At 40.6% G+C, this 16,411-nt stretch carries 10 protein-coding genes and 1 other RNA gene; all 11 read left to right on the top strand.

Annotated features, from left to right (window positions below):
* Positions 1 to 642: 642 nt before the first annotated feature.
* The gene (locus tag OCU36_RS19920; RefSeq protein ID WP_050907594.1) at positions 643 to 1,416 is read left to right on the top strand and encodes a DUF6602 domain-containing protein; all 774 of its coding nucleotides are present in this window, start codon (positions 643 to 645) and stop codon (positions 1,414 to 1,416) included.
* A gap of 195 nt (positions 1,417 to 1,611) precedes the next feature.
* Entirely contained in the window at positions 1,612 to 1,959 is a 348-nt protein-coding gene (locus OCU36_RS20140; RefSeq protein ID WP_390206958.1) for a DUF6404 family protein, read from the top strand.
* A gap of 161 nt (positions 1,960 to 2,120) precedes the next feature.
* Positions 2,121 to 2,786, top strand: coding sequence for a hypothetical protein (locus OCU36_RS19910; protein WP_261840198.1), 666 nt, complete (start codon positions 2,121 to 2,123; stop codon positions 2,784 to 2,786).
* Positions 2,787 to 2,935: 149 nt separating this feature from the next.
* Positions 2,936 to 3,550, top strand: a complete 615-nt coding sequence (locus OCU36_RS19905; protein ID WP_261840197.1) for a hypothetical protein — start codon at positions 2,936 to 2,938, stop codon at positions 3,548 to 3,550.
* Between the two features lie 205 nt (positions 3,551 to 3,755).
* On the top strand, positions 3,756 to 4,103 hold the full coding sequence (locus tag OCU36_RS20135; RefSeq protein WP_390206958.1) for a DUF6404 family protein: 348 nt from the start codon (positions 3,756 to 3,758) through the stop codon (positions 4,101 to 4,103).
* Between the two features lie 700 nt (positions 4,104 to 4,803).
* Positions 4,804 to 5,778, top strand: coding sequence for a hypothetical protein (locus OCU36_RS19895; RefSeq protein ID WP_261840196.1), 975 nt, complete (start codon positions 4,804 to 4,806; stop codon positions 5,776 to 5,778).
* Between the two features lie 5,946 nt (positions 5,779 to 11,724).
* Positions 11,725 to 12,534 carry a PhzF family phenazine biosynthesis protein gene (locus tag OCU36_RS19880; protein WP_261840194.1) on the top strand — a complete coding sequence of 270 codons (810 nt, stop codon included), beginning with the start codon at positions 11,725 to 11,727 and terminating at the stop codon, positions 12,532 to 12,534.
* A gap of 144 nt (positions 12,535 to 12,678) precedes the next feature.
* Entirely contained in the window at positions 12,679 to 13,143 is a 465-nt protein-coding gene (locus OCU36_RS19875) for an ASCH domain-containing protein (protein WP_261840193.1), read from the top strand.
* A 1,127-nt stretch (positions 13,144 to 14,270) separates the two neighbouring features.
* A complete protein-coding gene (locus OCU36_RS19870; protein ID WP_261840192.1) occupies positions 14,271 to 15,137 on the top strand; it encodes a hypothetical protein in 867 nt (288 codons plus the stop codon).
* A 176-nt stretch (positions 15,138 to 15,313) separates the two neighbouring features.
* An RNA gene (locus OCU36_RS19865) (hammerhead ribozyme type II) lies at positions 15,314 to 15,374 on the top strand.
* A 418-nt stretch (positions 15,375 to 15,792) separates the two neighbouring features.
* Positions 15,793 to 16,323 carry a hypothetical protein gene (locus OCU36_RS19860; protein WP_261840191.1) on the top strand — a complete coding sequence of 177 codons (531 nt, stop codon included), beginning with the start codon at positions 15,793 to 15,795 and terminating at the stop codon, positions 16,321 to 16,323.
* Positions 16,324 to 16,411: the final 88 nt, after the last annotated feature.

Genomic DNA, 16,411 nt, shown 5'->3' with positions numbered 1-16,411 from the left:
GGTTCGGTTTGGTTTTGTGATTAAGGTGTTCAAATTGGGTTGGGTGGTAGGTTTGTTAGCCACTTAGCTTAGCGTTAGTTTGCAAAGGGCAGAAAAGCGTTTTGGTTTAAAAGCTGGGTTTTGCGTTCTAGCTATACACCTGTTCGTTTTCTAATTTCATGAACTTTCCGGTGGCACTATGTGTGCAGTGTTTGTGGTGGGTTAGTCGTTTACGGGCTCTAATTTTTTCGCCACGTTATTTGGTGTGGTTTCTTTTTTGTTGCGGCTAAGTTGCTCTCAACTGGCTTTGTCGCACTTGGCTGTTAAGTTCATCGAACGAATCCTTTGCCAGTTATTGTCCTTCAAACCGTAGTTGTCTGGCGCATGTCGCTTCTTAGCCAAGGACGTTTGGCGTGTGGGTTTGAGATTCGTAGTTTTCAATTTTACATCTTCGTTTAAAGCCAGTAGTTTGGTCGTCAATTCAGCACCTTGGCGCTAAACCTTTGGTTTATCGCGGTAGCAAACTAACAAAACGCTTAAGACGGACTAACAAACGCTCGGCATTTTCGGTTCGGTTTAGTTTAGTGATTAAGGTGCTCAAATTGGGTTGGGTGGTAAGTTTGTTAGCCACTTAGCTTAGCGTTATGTGTTTCGAGGTTTAAAATGAGCGATTATTTTTGGAAAACATATACTGAACAGCTGGTAAATTCGCTTACCGCTAATAATGAAATTATAAAGTTTACTAGCAATCCAGCTGTTATTGGTGCATATGCAGAATCTGCGGTGACTGAGCTAATTCGAAATTTTATGACACCACATATATGCTCTACAGGAAGTCTTATCGGTACAGCTCAAGTAGGAGAGAAGTTAAAGCAGTTGGATCTTATGATTTGGAGTCCTACACCTTTACCTGCGATATTTGATACTGCAGGCTTTGCGTTAGTTCCGCAACAGAGTGTGCATGGAGTTATTGAAATTAAGAGGTCAGCCTATAGCTCTGTTGGAAAAAATATGAAGGATACACTGGACTGGGTCGAGAAAAATGTAGAAGGTTATCGCCAGTTAAAACCCGAGGTGTTGAAGTTTGTTCAAGAAGGCGGAGATCTTAATATGTTGGTAGGCAAGTTACCTCATGAAGTCTTCGATATCGATGAAAACCATATTGCTCTGGGAATTGTTTGTGTTAAAGAGAGCAAACAAAAAGACAAAACTCTAGATTCGTTAATTGAAGCCGGTCGCGCTGTTGTCCTTCAGGAAATCGATGTAAATGGTAAAATTAAGGTAAATACTTCACATGTATTGCATCTTCTTGAATATTTAAAAAGTGTAAGAAGCCGCATAGTTAAAAAGTTGGATTATGAAGGTGTTGATGTTACGGGTATAGCTGAGAAGTTAGGGGAAAAATCGCCAGGGTCATTGAAAAAACAACACACATAACAAACTGTTTAAGAGTGATTCGCAACGCGTGGCATTTTTACTATGCGTTGTGCTTAGTGTTTAAGGTGGTTTGCGGAGGCTTTTGTATTGCGTTGCTCACACCTTAACAGGGCGTTATATTTATTTTCAAATCATGAAGCTACTCTAAATCCAATCTTCCAAATTTTGGTATCGTCTTCCATTTAGGGGAGATTTATGAGTTATCAAGATAAGTTAGAAAGAGCTGACAATCACCTAAAGGTTTTGGGGCTTTCTTGTAATACAGACAAGACAATTGTATATAGATTTTTGCGAAATCGAGGCATCCAGTTAAAACCGGTATATTGGGAGTCTCTTCCGACAAACATAGTCTTGAAATTCATTGAATTCTTCTTCGTATACCTGCTTATAACGTATCTGTTTAGCCTAGCCCAAGAGAATTCTATGTTCATGGATACCTTAACAAATGCTCTCATAGCAAGCTCAGCATTCTCTATTGCAATCAGTATTTACTATCTCATCGTGGCTAGAAGAAAATCTCTTATAAAGTGGGAAAAGGTATAGAGGTATCATAAATATAACAAAGCGTTTAAGACGGATTCCCAACGCTTGGCATTTTCGGTTTGATTCGGCTTTAGTGTTTACGGCACAATGGTTTAGGTCAGGTGGTAGCGTTGCTCACCACTTAACGCGGCGTTAGCAGTCAAAATTTAGTTAGGAGTAAAATGGAAAGCTCAGAGGTTCTAACCCATATCCTTCAGTTTTTGAAGCCTAGCTCTGCAATTCTAGGGCTTTTAGCTGTGCTTAAGTTTTTCCACTCAGTACTGGACTCAGGTAGAGTTTATAAAATCAAGCAACTGGAGTTCTTAAACTGTTGTTTAAAAGATCCTGAAAGTGGTGGCAAGGCATATACGATTGAAAAATTGATAGAGAGTTCATATAAGGTGCATATACCCTATGAGCAAACACTAGTCATTATGGAGCATGAGAAAAGGCAGACATTGTTTGCTCTTTATAAATCATCAGAAAAGTATCTAGACTTTAAAGAAAGGCAGTTTTCTTTATTACCGAAGTTTTCTTCCCCTAAAGCAATTCGATATGAAAAATATAGATCTCAAACCATAGCTGCACTTAAATATTATCTGTCTGCTTTATTGGGTTGCTTTGCAGCGGTTATAGCGTATCAAAAGTTTTTCATTCCAGGCTTGTTTGATATAAATGTAGGGACATATAACATAGTATGGTTTTCGGCTTTGATCTTCATTGCGTTAGCTCTGTTCGTATATGCATTTCAGAGCCTTGTGAATGAAAGTAGCATTATTCAAGCCCAAAAGTTCGTGAAATACTTTCAATTAAGTAAAGCTCCTAAAAGGATCGTTTGGGCGTACTAATTGTCTGCTACCAAACAATTTAAGAGTGATTCGGCACGCGTGGCATTTTTGCTATGCATCGGTTTAAGTGATTAGGGTGATATGCGGTAACATTGGTATTGCGTGCCTCACACCTTAATTGGGCGTTAGCAGTATTTTTGGAGTTTCAGTTGGAATATTATCGAGAAGTTGTTGAGTTACTCGGTGGCGTAACGTTGGTGCTTGGTGGATTGTTTGCGTTTATCAGCAAAATTTGGCTCAGTAGAATCATTGAGCGAAACAAAAGTGATTTAGCTATTGAGCTAAAGAAACTTGAACAAGATTTAACGTCGGCAAACCAACGTTTAGATGCGCAACTACAGCACTCTGTGTTTGTTTCTCAAGTCCAGTTTGACAAAGAGTACAGAATTTATGGTGATGCTTGGGAACTTCTAGTTGAATTAAAAATTGTTACTTCACAGTTGCGTCCAATTTTTGATCATATTGATCCTTCTCAAAGTGAAGAAGAAAGGAAAGCCGAAAGGTATAACCAATTCATAAACCCTTTTAATGCTTTTTCCACAACATTAGAAAAGAACAAACCATTTTTCTCTGAATCAGTCTACACCGCTCTGAGCGCTGTGCGTAATGCTTGTTATGACGAGAGTGTTGATTATAAGTATGGTAAATCTGCTGATCGGGATTATTACGAAAAGGCAGTGGAAAACAATAGAAATATCGGAAAATTAGTTGATTTAGCTTGTGAGGCAATGAGGTTCCGCTTGAATGAAGTTCAGGTGAAATAAATACTGCTAACAAACTGTTCAAGAGGGATTCGCAACGCGTGGCATTTTTACTATGCGTTGGTTTTGGTGTTTAAGGTGGTATGCAGCGGCTTTGGTATTGCGTTGCTCACCCCTTAACAGGGCGTTATATTTATTTTCAAATCATGAAGCTACTCTAAATCCAATCTTCCAAATTTTGGTATCGTCTTCCATTTAGGGGAGATTTATGAGTTATCAAGATAAGTTAGAAAGAGCTGACAATCACCTAAAGGTTTTGGGGCTTTCTTGTAATACAGACAAGACAATTGTATATAGATTTTTGCGAAATCGAGGCATCCAGTTAAAACCGGTATATTGGGAGTCTCTTCCGACAAACATAGTCTTGAAATTCATTGAATTCTTCTTCGTATACCTGCTTATAACGTATCTGTTTAGCCTAGCCCAAGAGAATTCTATGTTCATGGATACCTTAACAAATGCTCTCATAGCAAGCTCAGCATTCTCTATTGCAATCAGTATTTACTATCTCATCGTGGCTAGAAGAAAATCTCTTATAAAGTGGGAAAAGGTATAGAGGTATCATAAATATAACAAAGCGTTTAAGACGGATTCCCAACGCTTGGCATTTTCGGTTTGATTCGGCTTTAGTGTTTACGGCACAATGGTTTAGGTCAGGTGGTAGCGTTGCTCACCACTTAACGCGGCGTTAGTTTGCAAAGGGCAGAAAAGCGTTTTGGTCTAAAAGCTGGTTTTTGCGTTCTAGCTATACACCTGTTCGTTTTCTAATCTCACGAACTTTCCGGTGGCACTGTGTGTGCAGTGTTTGTGGTGGGTTAGTCGTTTACTGGTTCTAACTTTTTCGCTACGTTCTTTGGCGCGGCTTCTTTTTTGTGGGGGCTAAGTTGCTCTCAACAGGTTTTGTCGTACTTGGCTGTTAAGTTCATCGGACGAATCCTTTGCCAGCTCTAATCCTTCAAACTGTGGTTGTCTCGCGCATGTCGCTTCTTAGCCAAGCTCGTTTTGTTGGTTGGTTTTGAGTTCTGTCGTTTTCAATTTTACATCTACGTTCAAAGCCAGTAGTTTAGTAGTCAATTCAGCACCTTGGCGCTAAACCTTTGGTTTGTCGCGGTAGCAAACTAACAAAACGCTTAAGACGGACTAACAAACGCTCGGCATTTTCAGTTCGGTTTAGTTTTGTGATTAAGGTGCTCAAATTGGGTTAGGTGGTAAGTTTGTTAGCCACTTAGCTTAGCGTTAAATAACAGGAGCTTAAAGTGAGTGATTTTGATGACTTTGACGGAGTAGAAGAGTTCTACAAAGGTACGTTAAGAAAACTAAAATCTGATATTTATGAAGAATTTGTATTAGGAGTAGTGTCGACGAATAAGGTTGATATACATGGTGATCAAATGAGTTTAGAGGCTCTAAAAAGTACAGAGATTGCCATCAATAAACATGGCTTACCCTTGAACGCTCATCATGATCCAAGAATAGCAACTTTTGGTCGTACTCTAGCGGCAAAAATGCTCACTAGCCGTGATGGTGAAAAAACCTATGTTTTTGCTGTTATTGCAACGTACTCAAAGTCATTTTATCGACCGTTTCCAACAGAAATGAGTGCCTTAAACTCAGCCTACATTCCCACTGAAACTGATGTTTCATTTGGAGATGTTGAGATTGAATACAGCAATATTGAGCTTGATGAAGACATAATCACAAGTGCATTAGCTAACGCACCTGAATTCGTTGCGACAAAACCATATATAGCGGTTCGAAAGGCTGCTGATCCGGTAACGATATTAAGTATTGCCATACCCGCAAGCATAGCCCTCCCATTTTTAACTGGTTACTTTAATAAGTTAGGTGAACAAACTGCTAACCATCAAGAAAGGTTTGCTAGTTGGCTGGTAAACTCAATTGTGAAAAAGGTTAACAAACGAGTTCTCTATAATTTCAATACTCCTTATCGTGGATGTTTGGTGGAATTTATCATCGAGACAAACAGTCCAGTATTAATTAAAGACTCTATTAGTCAAATTACAGATGCTAGCAATAATGCAAAAAAACTCATTGACAACTTAGTCGATGAGAGTCCAAAACGGTTGGTTTATGTTTACCACAATGACGACAAAATGTGGGTGCCTGAGCATGTCACGCTAGGTAGTGGGCAAGTTCTTACTGACCGACCATATCTGATGAGCATGGAAGAGTTTGGAGGCTTAAGTATAGGTGCAAGGATCGCTGATTAATGTTATTTAACAAACTGTTTAAGAGTGATTCGCAACGCTTGGCATTTTAACTATGCGTTGCGTTTAGTGTTTAATGTGGTATGCGGAAGCATCGGTATTGCGTTACTCACACCTTAACAGGGCGTTAGTTTGCAAAGGGCAGAAAAGCGTTTTGGTCTAAAAGCTGGGTTCTTCGTTCTAGCTATACACCTGTTATTTCCCAAAGACTTTTCATCGAAATAGGCATCTCGCGTAGCCCGTTTTTCGGTTAATTAGCTTCCGTGTTACTCATTTCTTCTGTGTTAGTAAGGTTCATTTCTCAATGTTCTTGCGCGCTGCTTCTTTGGTTTTGAAGGTTAAGTTTGAGCATTGAAGATTGCATTTGCGGTTGTCGGCATCTATGAAAGTCTTCTTAGCCAAGCCCGTTTTGTTGTGTGAATTTGATATTCGTAGTTTTCAATTTTACATCTGCGTTCAAAGCCAGTAGTTTGGTTGTCAATTCAGCACCTTGGCGCTAAACCTTTGGTTTGTCGCGGTGGCAAACTAACAAAACGCTTAAGACGGACTAACAAACGCTCGGCATTTTTGGTTCGGTTTAGTTTTGTGATTAAGGTGTTCAAATTGGGTTGGGTGGCAGGTTTGTTAGCCACTTAGCTTAGCGTTAGTTTGCAAGAGGAAAAACGCAGCTATATCGCAAGATCTAGTGGTAAAAGCTCAAGGTTTAAGTTGTCGTATTGGCTTTCAATTTTAGTGTTAACTAGAGTGGTGAAAATCCAAAATTGGCATCGTTTCAACGTTTGGTTTGTTCTTTGGTACGGTGACTTTGGGGTTAACTGAGTCGAACTTTTTTGCTGAAACTCTGCTCGTTGAGTTTGTTGGTACAAAAGCTGATTTACTCGCTGAGATGGCGTTTTCTCTGGTGTGGTATGTTCATGTGGTTTCGGTGGCTTTGTTGAAAGTCCGCATTGTGAGATTGGTTTTCCAAAAGTGCTTTTTGGTGTTGTCAGTTCGTTTTCTGCGGCGTTGTTTGTTCCACGTGGTTTCATTGAGTAGCCGCTTTGAAACTACGCCTGACTTGAGTGCATCAAAACACATAGAGTTTATTGTTTTCAAAATTTAAAATAACGTAAAATCAACGCTTTGGGTTTGCAAACTAACAAACTGCTCAAGAGGGATTCGCAACGCGTGGCATTTTTACTATGCGTTGAATTTAGTGGTTAAGGTGGTATGCGGCGGCTTCGGTATTGCGTTGCTCACCCCTTAGCAGGGCGTTATGAAGCTGCTGTTAATGTATCTTTTTGTAGGTGGTTTCGTTCTTCAAAGGCTGTGCTTTTCTACCATCTAATTAAAATCTTCTTAGGCTTAAATCTTGCTGTTTCCTTTGCTTTTAAGCCTATTGGGATATGTCGAAAGAATAATATGCCAATAGGCTTTGTGCTCTAAAACTAGACCGAGTTGTGGCAATTATCTTCACCGTGAGTTTATCGTTCGGCTCTTCTTTGCAACCTCACTTTTTGCGTTCGCTTGGAGTGACTTTCAGGTAATCATTGTGGGTCAGCAGTCGGCGCTTATTTCAGAGGCTAGGGCGTTGGCATTGAGTTAAGTGGCACGGTTTAGCGCCTTTTCATAACAAATTGCTTAAATGGACTGGCAACGCTTGGCATTTTCAGTTCCAATGAGTTTCATGATTAAGGTGGGTTGCTTCTGGTTAGGTGCTTTGCCAGCCACTTAGCAAAGCGTTAGTTTGCAAAGGGCAGAAAAGCGTTTTGGTCTAAAAGCTGGGTTCTTCGTTCTAGCTATACACCTGTTATTTCCCAAAGACTTTTCAGCGAAATAGGCATCTCGCGTAGCCCGTTTTTCGGTTAATTAGCTTCTGTGTTACTCATTTCTTCCGTGTTAGTAAGGTTCATTTCTCAATGTTCTTGCGCGCTGCTTCTTTGGTTTTGAAAGTTAAGTGTGAGCATTGAAAATTGCATTTGCGGTTGTCGGCATCTATGAAAGTCTTCTTAGCCAAGCCCGTTTTGTTGTGTGAATTTGATATTCGTAGTTTTCAATTTTACATCTGCGTTCAAAGCCAGTAGTTTGGTAGTCAATTCAGCACCTTGGCGCTAAACTTTGGGTTTGTCGCGGTAGCAAACTAACAAAACGCTTAAGACGGACTAACAAACGCTCGGCATTTTTGATTCGGTTTGGCTGCGTGATTAAGGTGCTCAAATTGGGTTAGGTGGTAGGTTTGTTAGCCACTTAGCTTAGCGTTAGTTTGCAAAGGGCAGAAAAGCGTTTTGGTCTAAAAGCTTGGTTCTGCGTTCTAGCTATACACCTGTTATTTCCCAAAGACTTTTCATCGAAATAGGCATCTCACGTAGCCTGTTTTTCAGTTAATTAGCTTCTGTGTTATTCATTTCTTTCGTGTTAGTAAGATTCATTTCTCAATGTTCTTGCGCGCTGCTTCTTTGGTTTTGAAAGTTAAGTGTGAGCATTGAAAATTGCATTTGCGGTTGTCGGCATCTATGAAAGTCTTCTTAGCCAAGCCCGTTTTGTTGTGTGAATTTGATATTCGTAGTTTTCAATTTTACATCTGCGTTCAAAGCCAGTAGTTTGGTAGTCAATTCAGCACCTTGGCGCTAAACTTTGGGTTTGTCGCGGTAGCAAACTAACAAAACGCTTAAGACGGACTAACAAACGCTCGGCATTTTTGATTCGGTTTGGCTGCGTGATTAAGGTGCTCAAATTGGGTTAGGTGGTAGGTTTGTTAGCCACTTAGCTTAGCGTTAGTTTGCAAAGGGCAGAAAAGCGTTTTGGTCTAAAAGCTGGGTTTTGCGTTCTAGCTATACACCTGTTATTTCCCAAAGACTTTTCATCGAAATAGGCATCTCGCGTAGCCCGTTTTTCACTTAATTGGCTTCCGTGTTACTCATTTCTTCTGTGTTAGTAAGGTTCATTTCTTAATGTTCTTGCGCGCTGCTTCTTTGGTTTTGAAAGTTAAGTGTGAGCATTGAGAAAATTGCATTTGCGGTTGTCGGCATCTATGAAAGTCTTCTTAGCCAAGCCCGTTTTGTTGTGTGAATTTGATATTCGTAGTTTTCAATTTTACATCTGCGTTTAAAGCCAGTAGTTTGGTCGTCAATTCAGCACCTTGGCGCTAAACCTTGGGTTTATCGCGGTAGCAAACTAACAAAACGCTTAAGACGGACTAACAAACGCTCGGCATTTTTAGTTTGGTTTAGTTTTGTGATTAAGGTGCTCAAATTGGGTTAGGTGGCAGGTTTGTTAGCCACTTAGCTTAGCGTTAGTTTGCAAAGGGCAGAAAAGCGTTTTGGTCTAAAAGCTGGGTTTTGCGTTCTAGCTATACACCTGTTCGTTTTCTAATCTCACGAACTTTCCGGTGGCACTATGTGGGAAGTGTTTGTGGTGGGTTAGTCGTTTACGGGTTCTAACTGTTTCGCCACGTTATTTGGTGTGGTTTCTTTTTTGTTGCGGCTAAATTGCTCTCAACAGGTTTTGTCGCACTTGGCTGTTTAGTTCATCGAACGAATCCTTTGCCAGTTCTAGTCCTTCAAACCGTAGTTGGTCGGCGCATGTCGCTTCTTAGCCAAGCCCGTTTTGTTGGTTGGTTTTGAGTTCTGTCGTTTTCAATTTTACATCTGCGTTCAAAGCCAGTAGTTTGGTGGTCAATTCAGCACCTTGGCGCTAAACCTTGGATTTGTCGCGGTAGCAAACTAACAAAACGCTTAAGACGGACTAACAAACGCTCGGCATTTTCAGTTTGGTTTGGTTTTGTGATTAAGGCGTTCAAATTGGGTTAGGTGGTAAGTTTGTTAGCCACTTAGCTTAGCGTTAGTTTGCAAAGGGCAGAAAAGCGTTTTGGTCTAAAAGCTGGTTTTTGCGTTCTAGCTATACACCTGTTCGTTTTCTAATCTCACGAACTTTCCGGGGGCACTGTGTGTGCAGTGTTTGTGGTGGGTTAGTCGTTTACTGGTTCTAACTTTTTCGCTACGTTCTTTGGCGCGGCTTCTTTTTTGTGGGGGCTAAGTTGCTCTCAACAGGTTTTGTCGTACTTGGCTGTTAAGTTCATCGGACGAATCCTTTGCCAGCTCTAATCCTTCAAACTGTGGTTGTCTCGCGCATGTCGCTTCTTAGCCAAGCTCGTTTTGTTGGTTGGTTTTGAGTTCTGTCGTTTTCAATTTTACATCTGCGTTCAAAACAAGTAGTTTTATAGTTAATTCAGCACCTTGGCGCTAAACCTTTGGCTTTATCGCGGTGGCAAACTAACAAAGCGCTTAAGACGGACTAACAAACGCTTGGCATTTTTGATTCGGTTTAGTTGTGTGATTAAGGTGTTCAAATTGGGTGGGGTGGCAGGTTTGTTAGCCACTTAGCTTAGCGTTAGTTTGCAAAGGGCAGAAAAGCGTTTTGGTCTAAAAGCTGGGTTCTTCGTTCTAGCTATACACCTGTTATTTCCCAAAGACTTTTCATCGAAATAGGTATCTCGCGTAGCCCGTTTTTCGGCTAATTGGCTTCCGTGTTACTCATTTCTTTCGTGTTAGTAAGATTCATTTCTCAATGTTCTTGCGCGCTGCTTCTTTGGTTTTGAAAGTTAAGTGTGAGCATTGAAAATTGCATTTGCGGTTGTCGGCATCTATGAAAGTCTTCTTAGCCAAGCCCGTTTTGTTGTATGAATTTGATATTCGTCGTTTTCAATTTTACATCTCCGTTCAAAGCCAGTAGTTTGGTAGTCAATTCAGCACCTTGGTGCTAAACCTTTGGTTTGTCGCGGTGGCAAACTAACAAAACGCTTAAGACGGACTAACAAACGCTCGGCATTTTCAGTTTGGTTTGGTTTTGTGATTAAGGCGTTCAAATTGGGTTAGGTGGCAGGTTTGTTAGCCACTTAGCTTAGCGTTAGTTTGCAAAGGGCAGAAAAGCGTTTTGGTCTAAAAGCTGGGTTCTTCGTTCTAGCTATACACCTGTTATTTCCCAAAGACTTTTCATCGAAATAGGCATCTCGCGTAGCCTGTTTTTCGGTTAATTAGCTTCTGTGTTACTCATTTCTTCCGTGTTAGTAAGGTTCATTTCTCAATGTTCTTGCGCGCTGCTTCTTTGGTTTTGAAAGTTAAGTGTGAGCATTGAAAATTGCATTTGCGGTTGTCGGCATCTATGAAAGTCTTCTTAGCCAAGCTCGTTTTGTTGTGTGAATTTGATATTCGTAGTTTTCAATTTTACATCTTCGTTCAAAGCCAGTAGTTTGATTGTCAATTCAGCACCTTGGCGCTAAACCTTGGGTTTATCGCGGTAGCAAACTAACAAAACGCTTAAGACGGACTAACAAACGCTCGGCATTTTTGGTTCGGTTTAGTTTTGTGATTAAGGTGCTCAAATTGGGTTAGGTGGCAGGTTTGTTAGCCACTTAGCCTAGCGTTAGTTTGCAAAGGGCAGAAAAGCGTTTTGGTCTAAAAGCTGGGTTTTGCGTTCTAGCTATACACCTGTTATTTCCCAAAGACTTTTCATCGAAATAGGCATCTCGCGTAGCCCGTTTTTCACTTAATTGGCTTCCGTGTTACTCATTTCTTCTGTGTTAGTAAGGTTCATTTCTTAATGTTCTTGCGCGCTGCTTCTTTGGTTTTGAAAGTTAAGTGTGAGCATTGAGAAAATTGCATTTGCGGTTGTCGGCATCTATGAAAGTCTTCTTAGCCAAGCCCGTTTTGTTGTGTGAATTTGATATTCGTAGTTTTCAATTTTACATCTGCGTTTAAAGCCAGTAGTTTGGTCGTCAATTCAGCACCTTGGCGCTAAACCTTGGGTTTATCGCGGTAGCAAACTAACAAAACGCTTAAGACGGACTAACAAACGCTCGGCATTTTTAGTTTGGTTTAGTTTTGTGATTAAGGTGCTCAAATTGGGTTAGGTGGCAGGTTTGTTAGCCACTTAGCTTAGCGTTATACGACTTTATTAAATTAGGAGAACTAAATGGACTTAGATATCTATCAGGTTGATTCATTTACAAGTGAAGCATTCAAAGGTAATCCTGCTGGAGTCTGTATAACAAACAATGGCTTAAGTGATAGCTTAATGCTATCAATTGCTGAAGAAATGGCTGTGTCCGAAACGGCTTTTTTATCGCTTTCTGATATGACGCTAAAGTGGTTTACTCCAAAAGCGGAGGTAAAGCTATGCGGTCACGGAACTCTTGCTGTTGCTCATGTCCTGAAAGAAAGGGGGCAAGTAAGTACGCACGATACTGTTAATTTTGAAACCTTGTCTGGCACCTTAACTGCACTGGTCAACGAATCTACAATTGAACTGGATTTTCCGTCACCAATCCTTGAATTCGACATTTCTCCCTGTCAGGTGCTTTTGGATAATTTAGGCATAGAGGCATGTAAAATAGTTACCTTTGGTAGCTTTGATTCGAAGGTTTTCATTGAAATTGATAGTGAGGAAACATTACTGAGCGTCCAGCCAAATTTTGAGGCAATGAAACAAACCAAGGGGCGTGGAGTTCTAGTTACTACACGTTCAAATAGTAACGAGTTAGATTTTGTTTCGAGGTACTTTGCACCTTGGGTAGGTGTAAACGAAGACCCCGTTACAGGTTCTGCGCATTGTGCTTTAACTGTTTATTGGTCAGGAAAGCTGGGTAAGTTAAAACTACAAGGCTATCAGGCCTCTGAACGAGGTGGTTATGTTGCTACCGAGCTTTTATCTAATGGGCGTACGAAGTTAATAGGCTCAGCAGTGACCGTCATTAAAGGGACTCTGCAGGTACCAGTCGTATAACAAACAATTTAAGAGGGATTCCCAACGCTTGGCATTTTTGCTTCTACTTCAGTTGTAGTGTTTATGGCACAATGATTTAGGTGTGGGTGGCAGCGTTGTTCACCCCTTAATTGGGCGTTATATTTTTAATTGAGATTCAAGAACATGGATGAAAGAAGTCAGACGTATCTGAACCAATATTTAAGCTCATTACCTAGCGAAATTGCGAAAAGTTATAGGTCTTTCAGTTCAGACTATTTTTGCGCAGATGAGTACAACGCCAATTTATGTGCTGATCTTATACTGCGCGGAGAAAAGCGAGCTTCGTGTAGCTTGGAGTATTGGTATAGTCAAAAAGGTGAACTCATGCCAGAAGTTGGTCACCTCCAAGTTGTTACTGACTGGGATGGAAAGCCAATCTGTATCATCGAACTCACCTCAGTCACTACATGTAAATACTGCGATGTCGCAGCAGAGTTTGCGGCAGAAGAGGGCGAGGGTAACAAGTCATTGAGTTGGTGGCGCGAAGCTCATTGGAAGTTTTTTAGCTTAGAGTGCGACGAACTAGGGATTAATCCAACAGAAGGTATGTTGTTGGTTTTAGAACGCTTTAAGGTCGTCTATAAATAAAAATATAACAAACAATTTAAGAGGGATTCCCAACGCTTGGCATTTTTGCTTCTACTTCATTTTTAGTGGTTACGGAACAGTGTTTTAGGTTGGGTGGTAGCGTTGCTCACCCCTTAATTGGGCGTTATGAAGCTGCTGTTAACGTATCTTTTTGTAGGTGGTTTTGTTCTTCAAAGGCTGTGCTTTTCTACCATCTAATTAAAATCTTCTTAGGCTTAAATCTTGCTGTTTCCTTTGCTTTTAAGCCTATTGGGATATGTCGAAAGAATAATATGCCATCTGACTTTATGCTCTAAAACTAGATCGAGTTGTGGCAATTATCTTCACCATGAGTTTATCGTTCGGCTCTTCTTTGCAACCTCACTTTTTGCGTTCGCTTGAAGTGACTTTCAGGTAATCATTGTGTGTCAGCAGTCGGCGCTTATTTCAGAGGCTAGGGCGTTGGCATTGAGTTATGTGGCACGGTTTAGCGCCTTTTCATAACAAATTGCTTAAATGGACTGGCAACGCTTGGCATTTTCAGTTCCAATGAGTTTAATGATTAAAGTGCGTTGCTTCTGGTTGAGTGCTTTGCCAGCCACTTAGCAAAGCGTTAGTTTGCAAAGGGCAGAAAAGCATTTTGGTCTAAAAGCTTGGTTCTTCGTTCTAGCTATACACCTGTTATTTCCCAAAGATTTTTCATCGAAATAGGCATCTCGCGTAGCCCGTTTCTCGGTTAATTAGCTTCCGTGTTACTCATTTCTTCCGTGTTAGTAAGGTTCATTTCTCAATGTTCTTGCGCGCTGCTTCTTTGGTTTTGAAAGTTAAGTGTGGGCATTGAAAATTGCATTTGCGGTTGTCGGCATCTATGAAAGTCTTCTTAGCCAAGCCCGTTTTGTTGTGTGAATTTGATATTCGTAGTTTTCAATTTTACATCTCCGTTCAAAGCCAGTAGTTTGGTAGTCAATTCAGCACCTTGGCGCTAAACCTTTGGTTTATCGCGGTAGCAAACTAACAAAACGCTTAAGACGGACTAACAAACGCTTGGCATTTTCAGTTCGGTTTGGCTGCGTGATTAAGGTGCTCAGATTGAGGTGGGTGGTAAGTTTGTTAGCCACTTAGCTTAGCGTTAAGCGTATGGAGTGTAAATGAGCGTATTTCGGACCAATATAAAAATAGAAGATCCAGCATATAGAAATATCCGTGATGGTAAGCATCGTATGGAGCTCTTCGGTAGGGAATTGACCGAGTTTTTGTGGTTAAAATTCGAACCATTAAGCGACTTACATTTTGTTGAGCAGCTTGCTATAGATTTTGATGCACGATTTTGGGAAATGGACCTAACTGTAGGTTTAATAGAGCAAGGTCATGGTGTGTCTTGCCCTAAACCGGGGCCTGATGTTTGCGTTGGCAGCGTTGATGGAAATATATGGTTTGAGGCAATTGCACCTCAGCCGGGAAAAGGAGCTGATAAGGTTCCTGAAATAGTGCCCGGTATTGCACAAGACGTTCCTGACGAACAGATTGTATTACGTTACACATCCGCAATAGAAGAGAAATTCCGAAAATACAATGAGTATGTTGGAAAGGGAATTATATCTAAAACCGAACCTTACGTTATAGCTATCAATGGTTGCCAACTGCCCAGTGCAAGAGCTGACTTTGACCCACCTAGAATAATTCGCAGCGTTTTTCCTATAGGTGGTCAGTTTGTAACATTTGACAGAAAAACTGGTGGTGTTGTGGATAGTGGCTTTAATTTCAAAGCTGCCGTCAAAAAAGCAAAAGGTGCTGATGTGTCAATCGATTATTTTCTTCAACCTAAATATGCTGGTATAAGCGCAATCTTGTTTTCTTGCTCCGATTGCTGTAACCGCGTGACTGATGGTAACGACTGGATCGTTATTCATAATCCTTTAGCAACTAACCCGTTGCCCCAAAAATTAGTTTCGTGCCATCGAGAGTATGTAGCGACCAAAATTGATCAAGAAACATATGAATTGCAGCACAGTTAAAGAATACGCTTAACAATAAATTTAAGAGTGATTCACAACGCTCGGCGCTCTCACTTCAAGCAAGTTTAGTGTTTATGGCACAATGCGTTAGGTAAGGTGTTAGCGTTGTTCACACCTTAATTTGGCGTTATATTTCTTTTCAGTTCAATACGTTATAATGCTAAAACTAAGTCGAAAGCCGAAACGTGAATGCGTCTCTCAGTGGTGGTCTCCTGAGACTGATGATGGCAGCCTCGATTTACTTTGCGTCAAATCCACCTGTTTTTATGGTGCAGTTTCTCTTAGCGGAAATTGTGGGGTTTTTAACTAGTCAGACTAAGGAGGGAGAGCTTATGGGTATGAAAATTATCAACAAAATTAGTAGTAAATTTAAGCAACTTTCAAAATGTGTTGCCATGTTTTGGGAGAACCACCGCTCTTTTAAGTTTAACTTACTGATGATCTGGTGAAACTCCAGTGAAAAGAACGAATTAGTAGGTACGTATAGCCTAAATCACCTATAGCGTACTGAAATATAACAAGCAATTTAAGAGGGATTCTCAACGCTTGGCATTTTTGCTTCTACTTCAAATTTAGTGTATATGGCACAATGCTTTAGGTTTGGGTGGAGGCGTTGTTCACCCCTTAATTGGGCGTTATAGCTCAGGAGATAAAATTGGAACAAGAGTTGGCATTTAAAGCATCAGATTTGATGCCTATCGTGACTGCAGCAGCTGCATTGTTAGGTGTTTACATTACAAATCTTGCTCAGGAGAGACGAGCAAAGGCTGATTTTCGAAATAAAGTAATGCTTCAAGAACGAGTACTTAAGAGAGAAAAGCTTGAGGAAATGCACACTCTTTTTCAGAAATGGGAGCTTGATGTTTCGGGGCTATATTTAATTTATATACCTGTGTATAAGGGTGAATATTCAGCTGAAGAGGCGATGGAACTTTCGCAGAAAAATCGTCTTCAAGAAAAGGGTGACCAACAACGATTTCAAACTCTCATGCAGCTATACTTTCCTGATCTTGAAATAGAATACAACTTTGTTTTTGAAGAGCGCGGCAAGGCACTCGCATATTGCAAACCTGGTGGTGAATTCAAGCGTGCAGATTTAAAGAAATTCTATACAGCTCAAGAAAACTTTGAAGCACAAACAAAATTATTTAGAGAGCTCATGGCGCAAAAAATAGCAGAGCTATAACAAACAATTTAAGAGTGATTCAGCACGCTTGGCATTTTTGGTTTGAGTTGAACTCAGTGTTTATGGTGGTCAAATTGAGTGTTGGGGT

The organism is Vibrio artabrorum, assembly GCF_024347295.1.
GTDB lineage: Bacteria > Pseudomonadota > Gammaproteobacteria > Enterobacterales > Vibrionaceae > Vibrio > Vibrio artabrorum.
The sequence above is the reverse complement of the archived record's forward strand: the minus strand, read 5'-3'. Positions and strand labels throughout refer to the sequence as shown.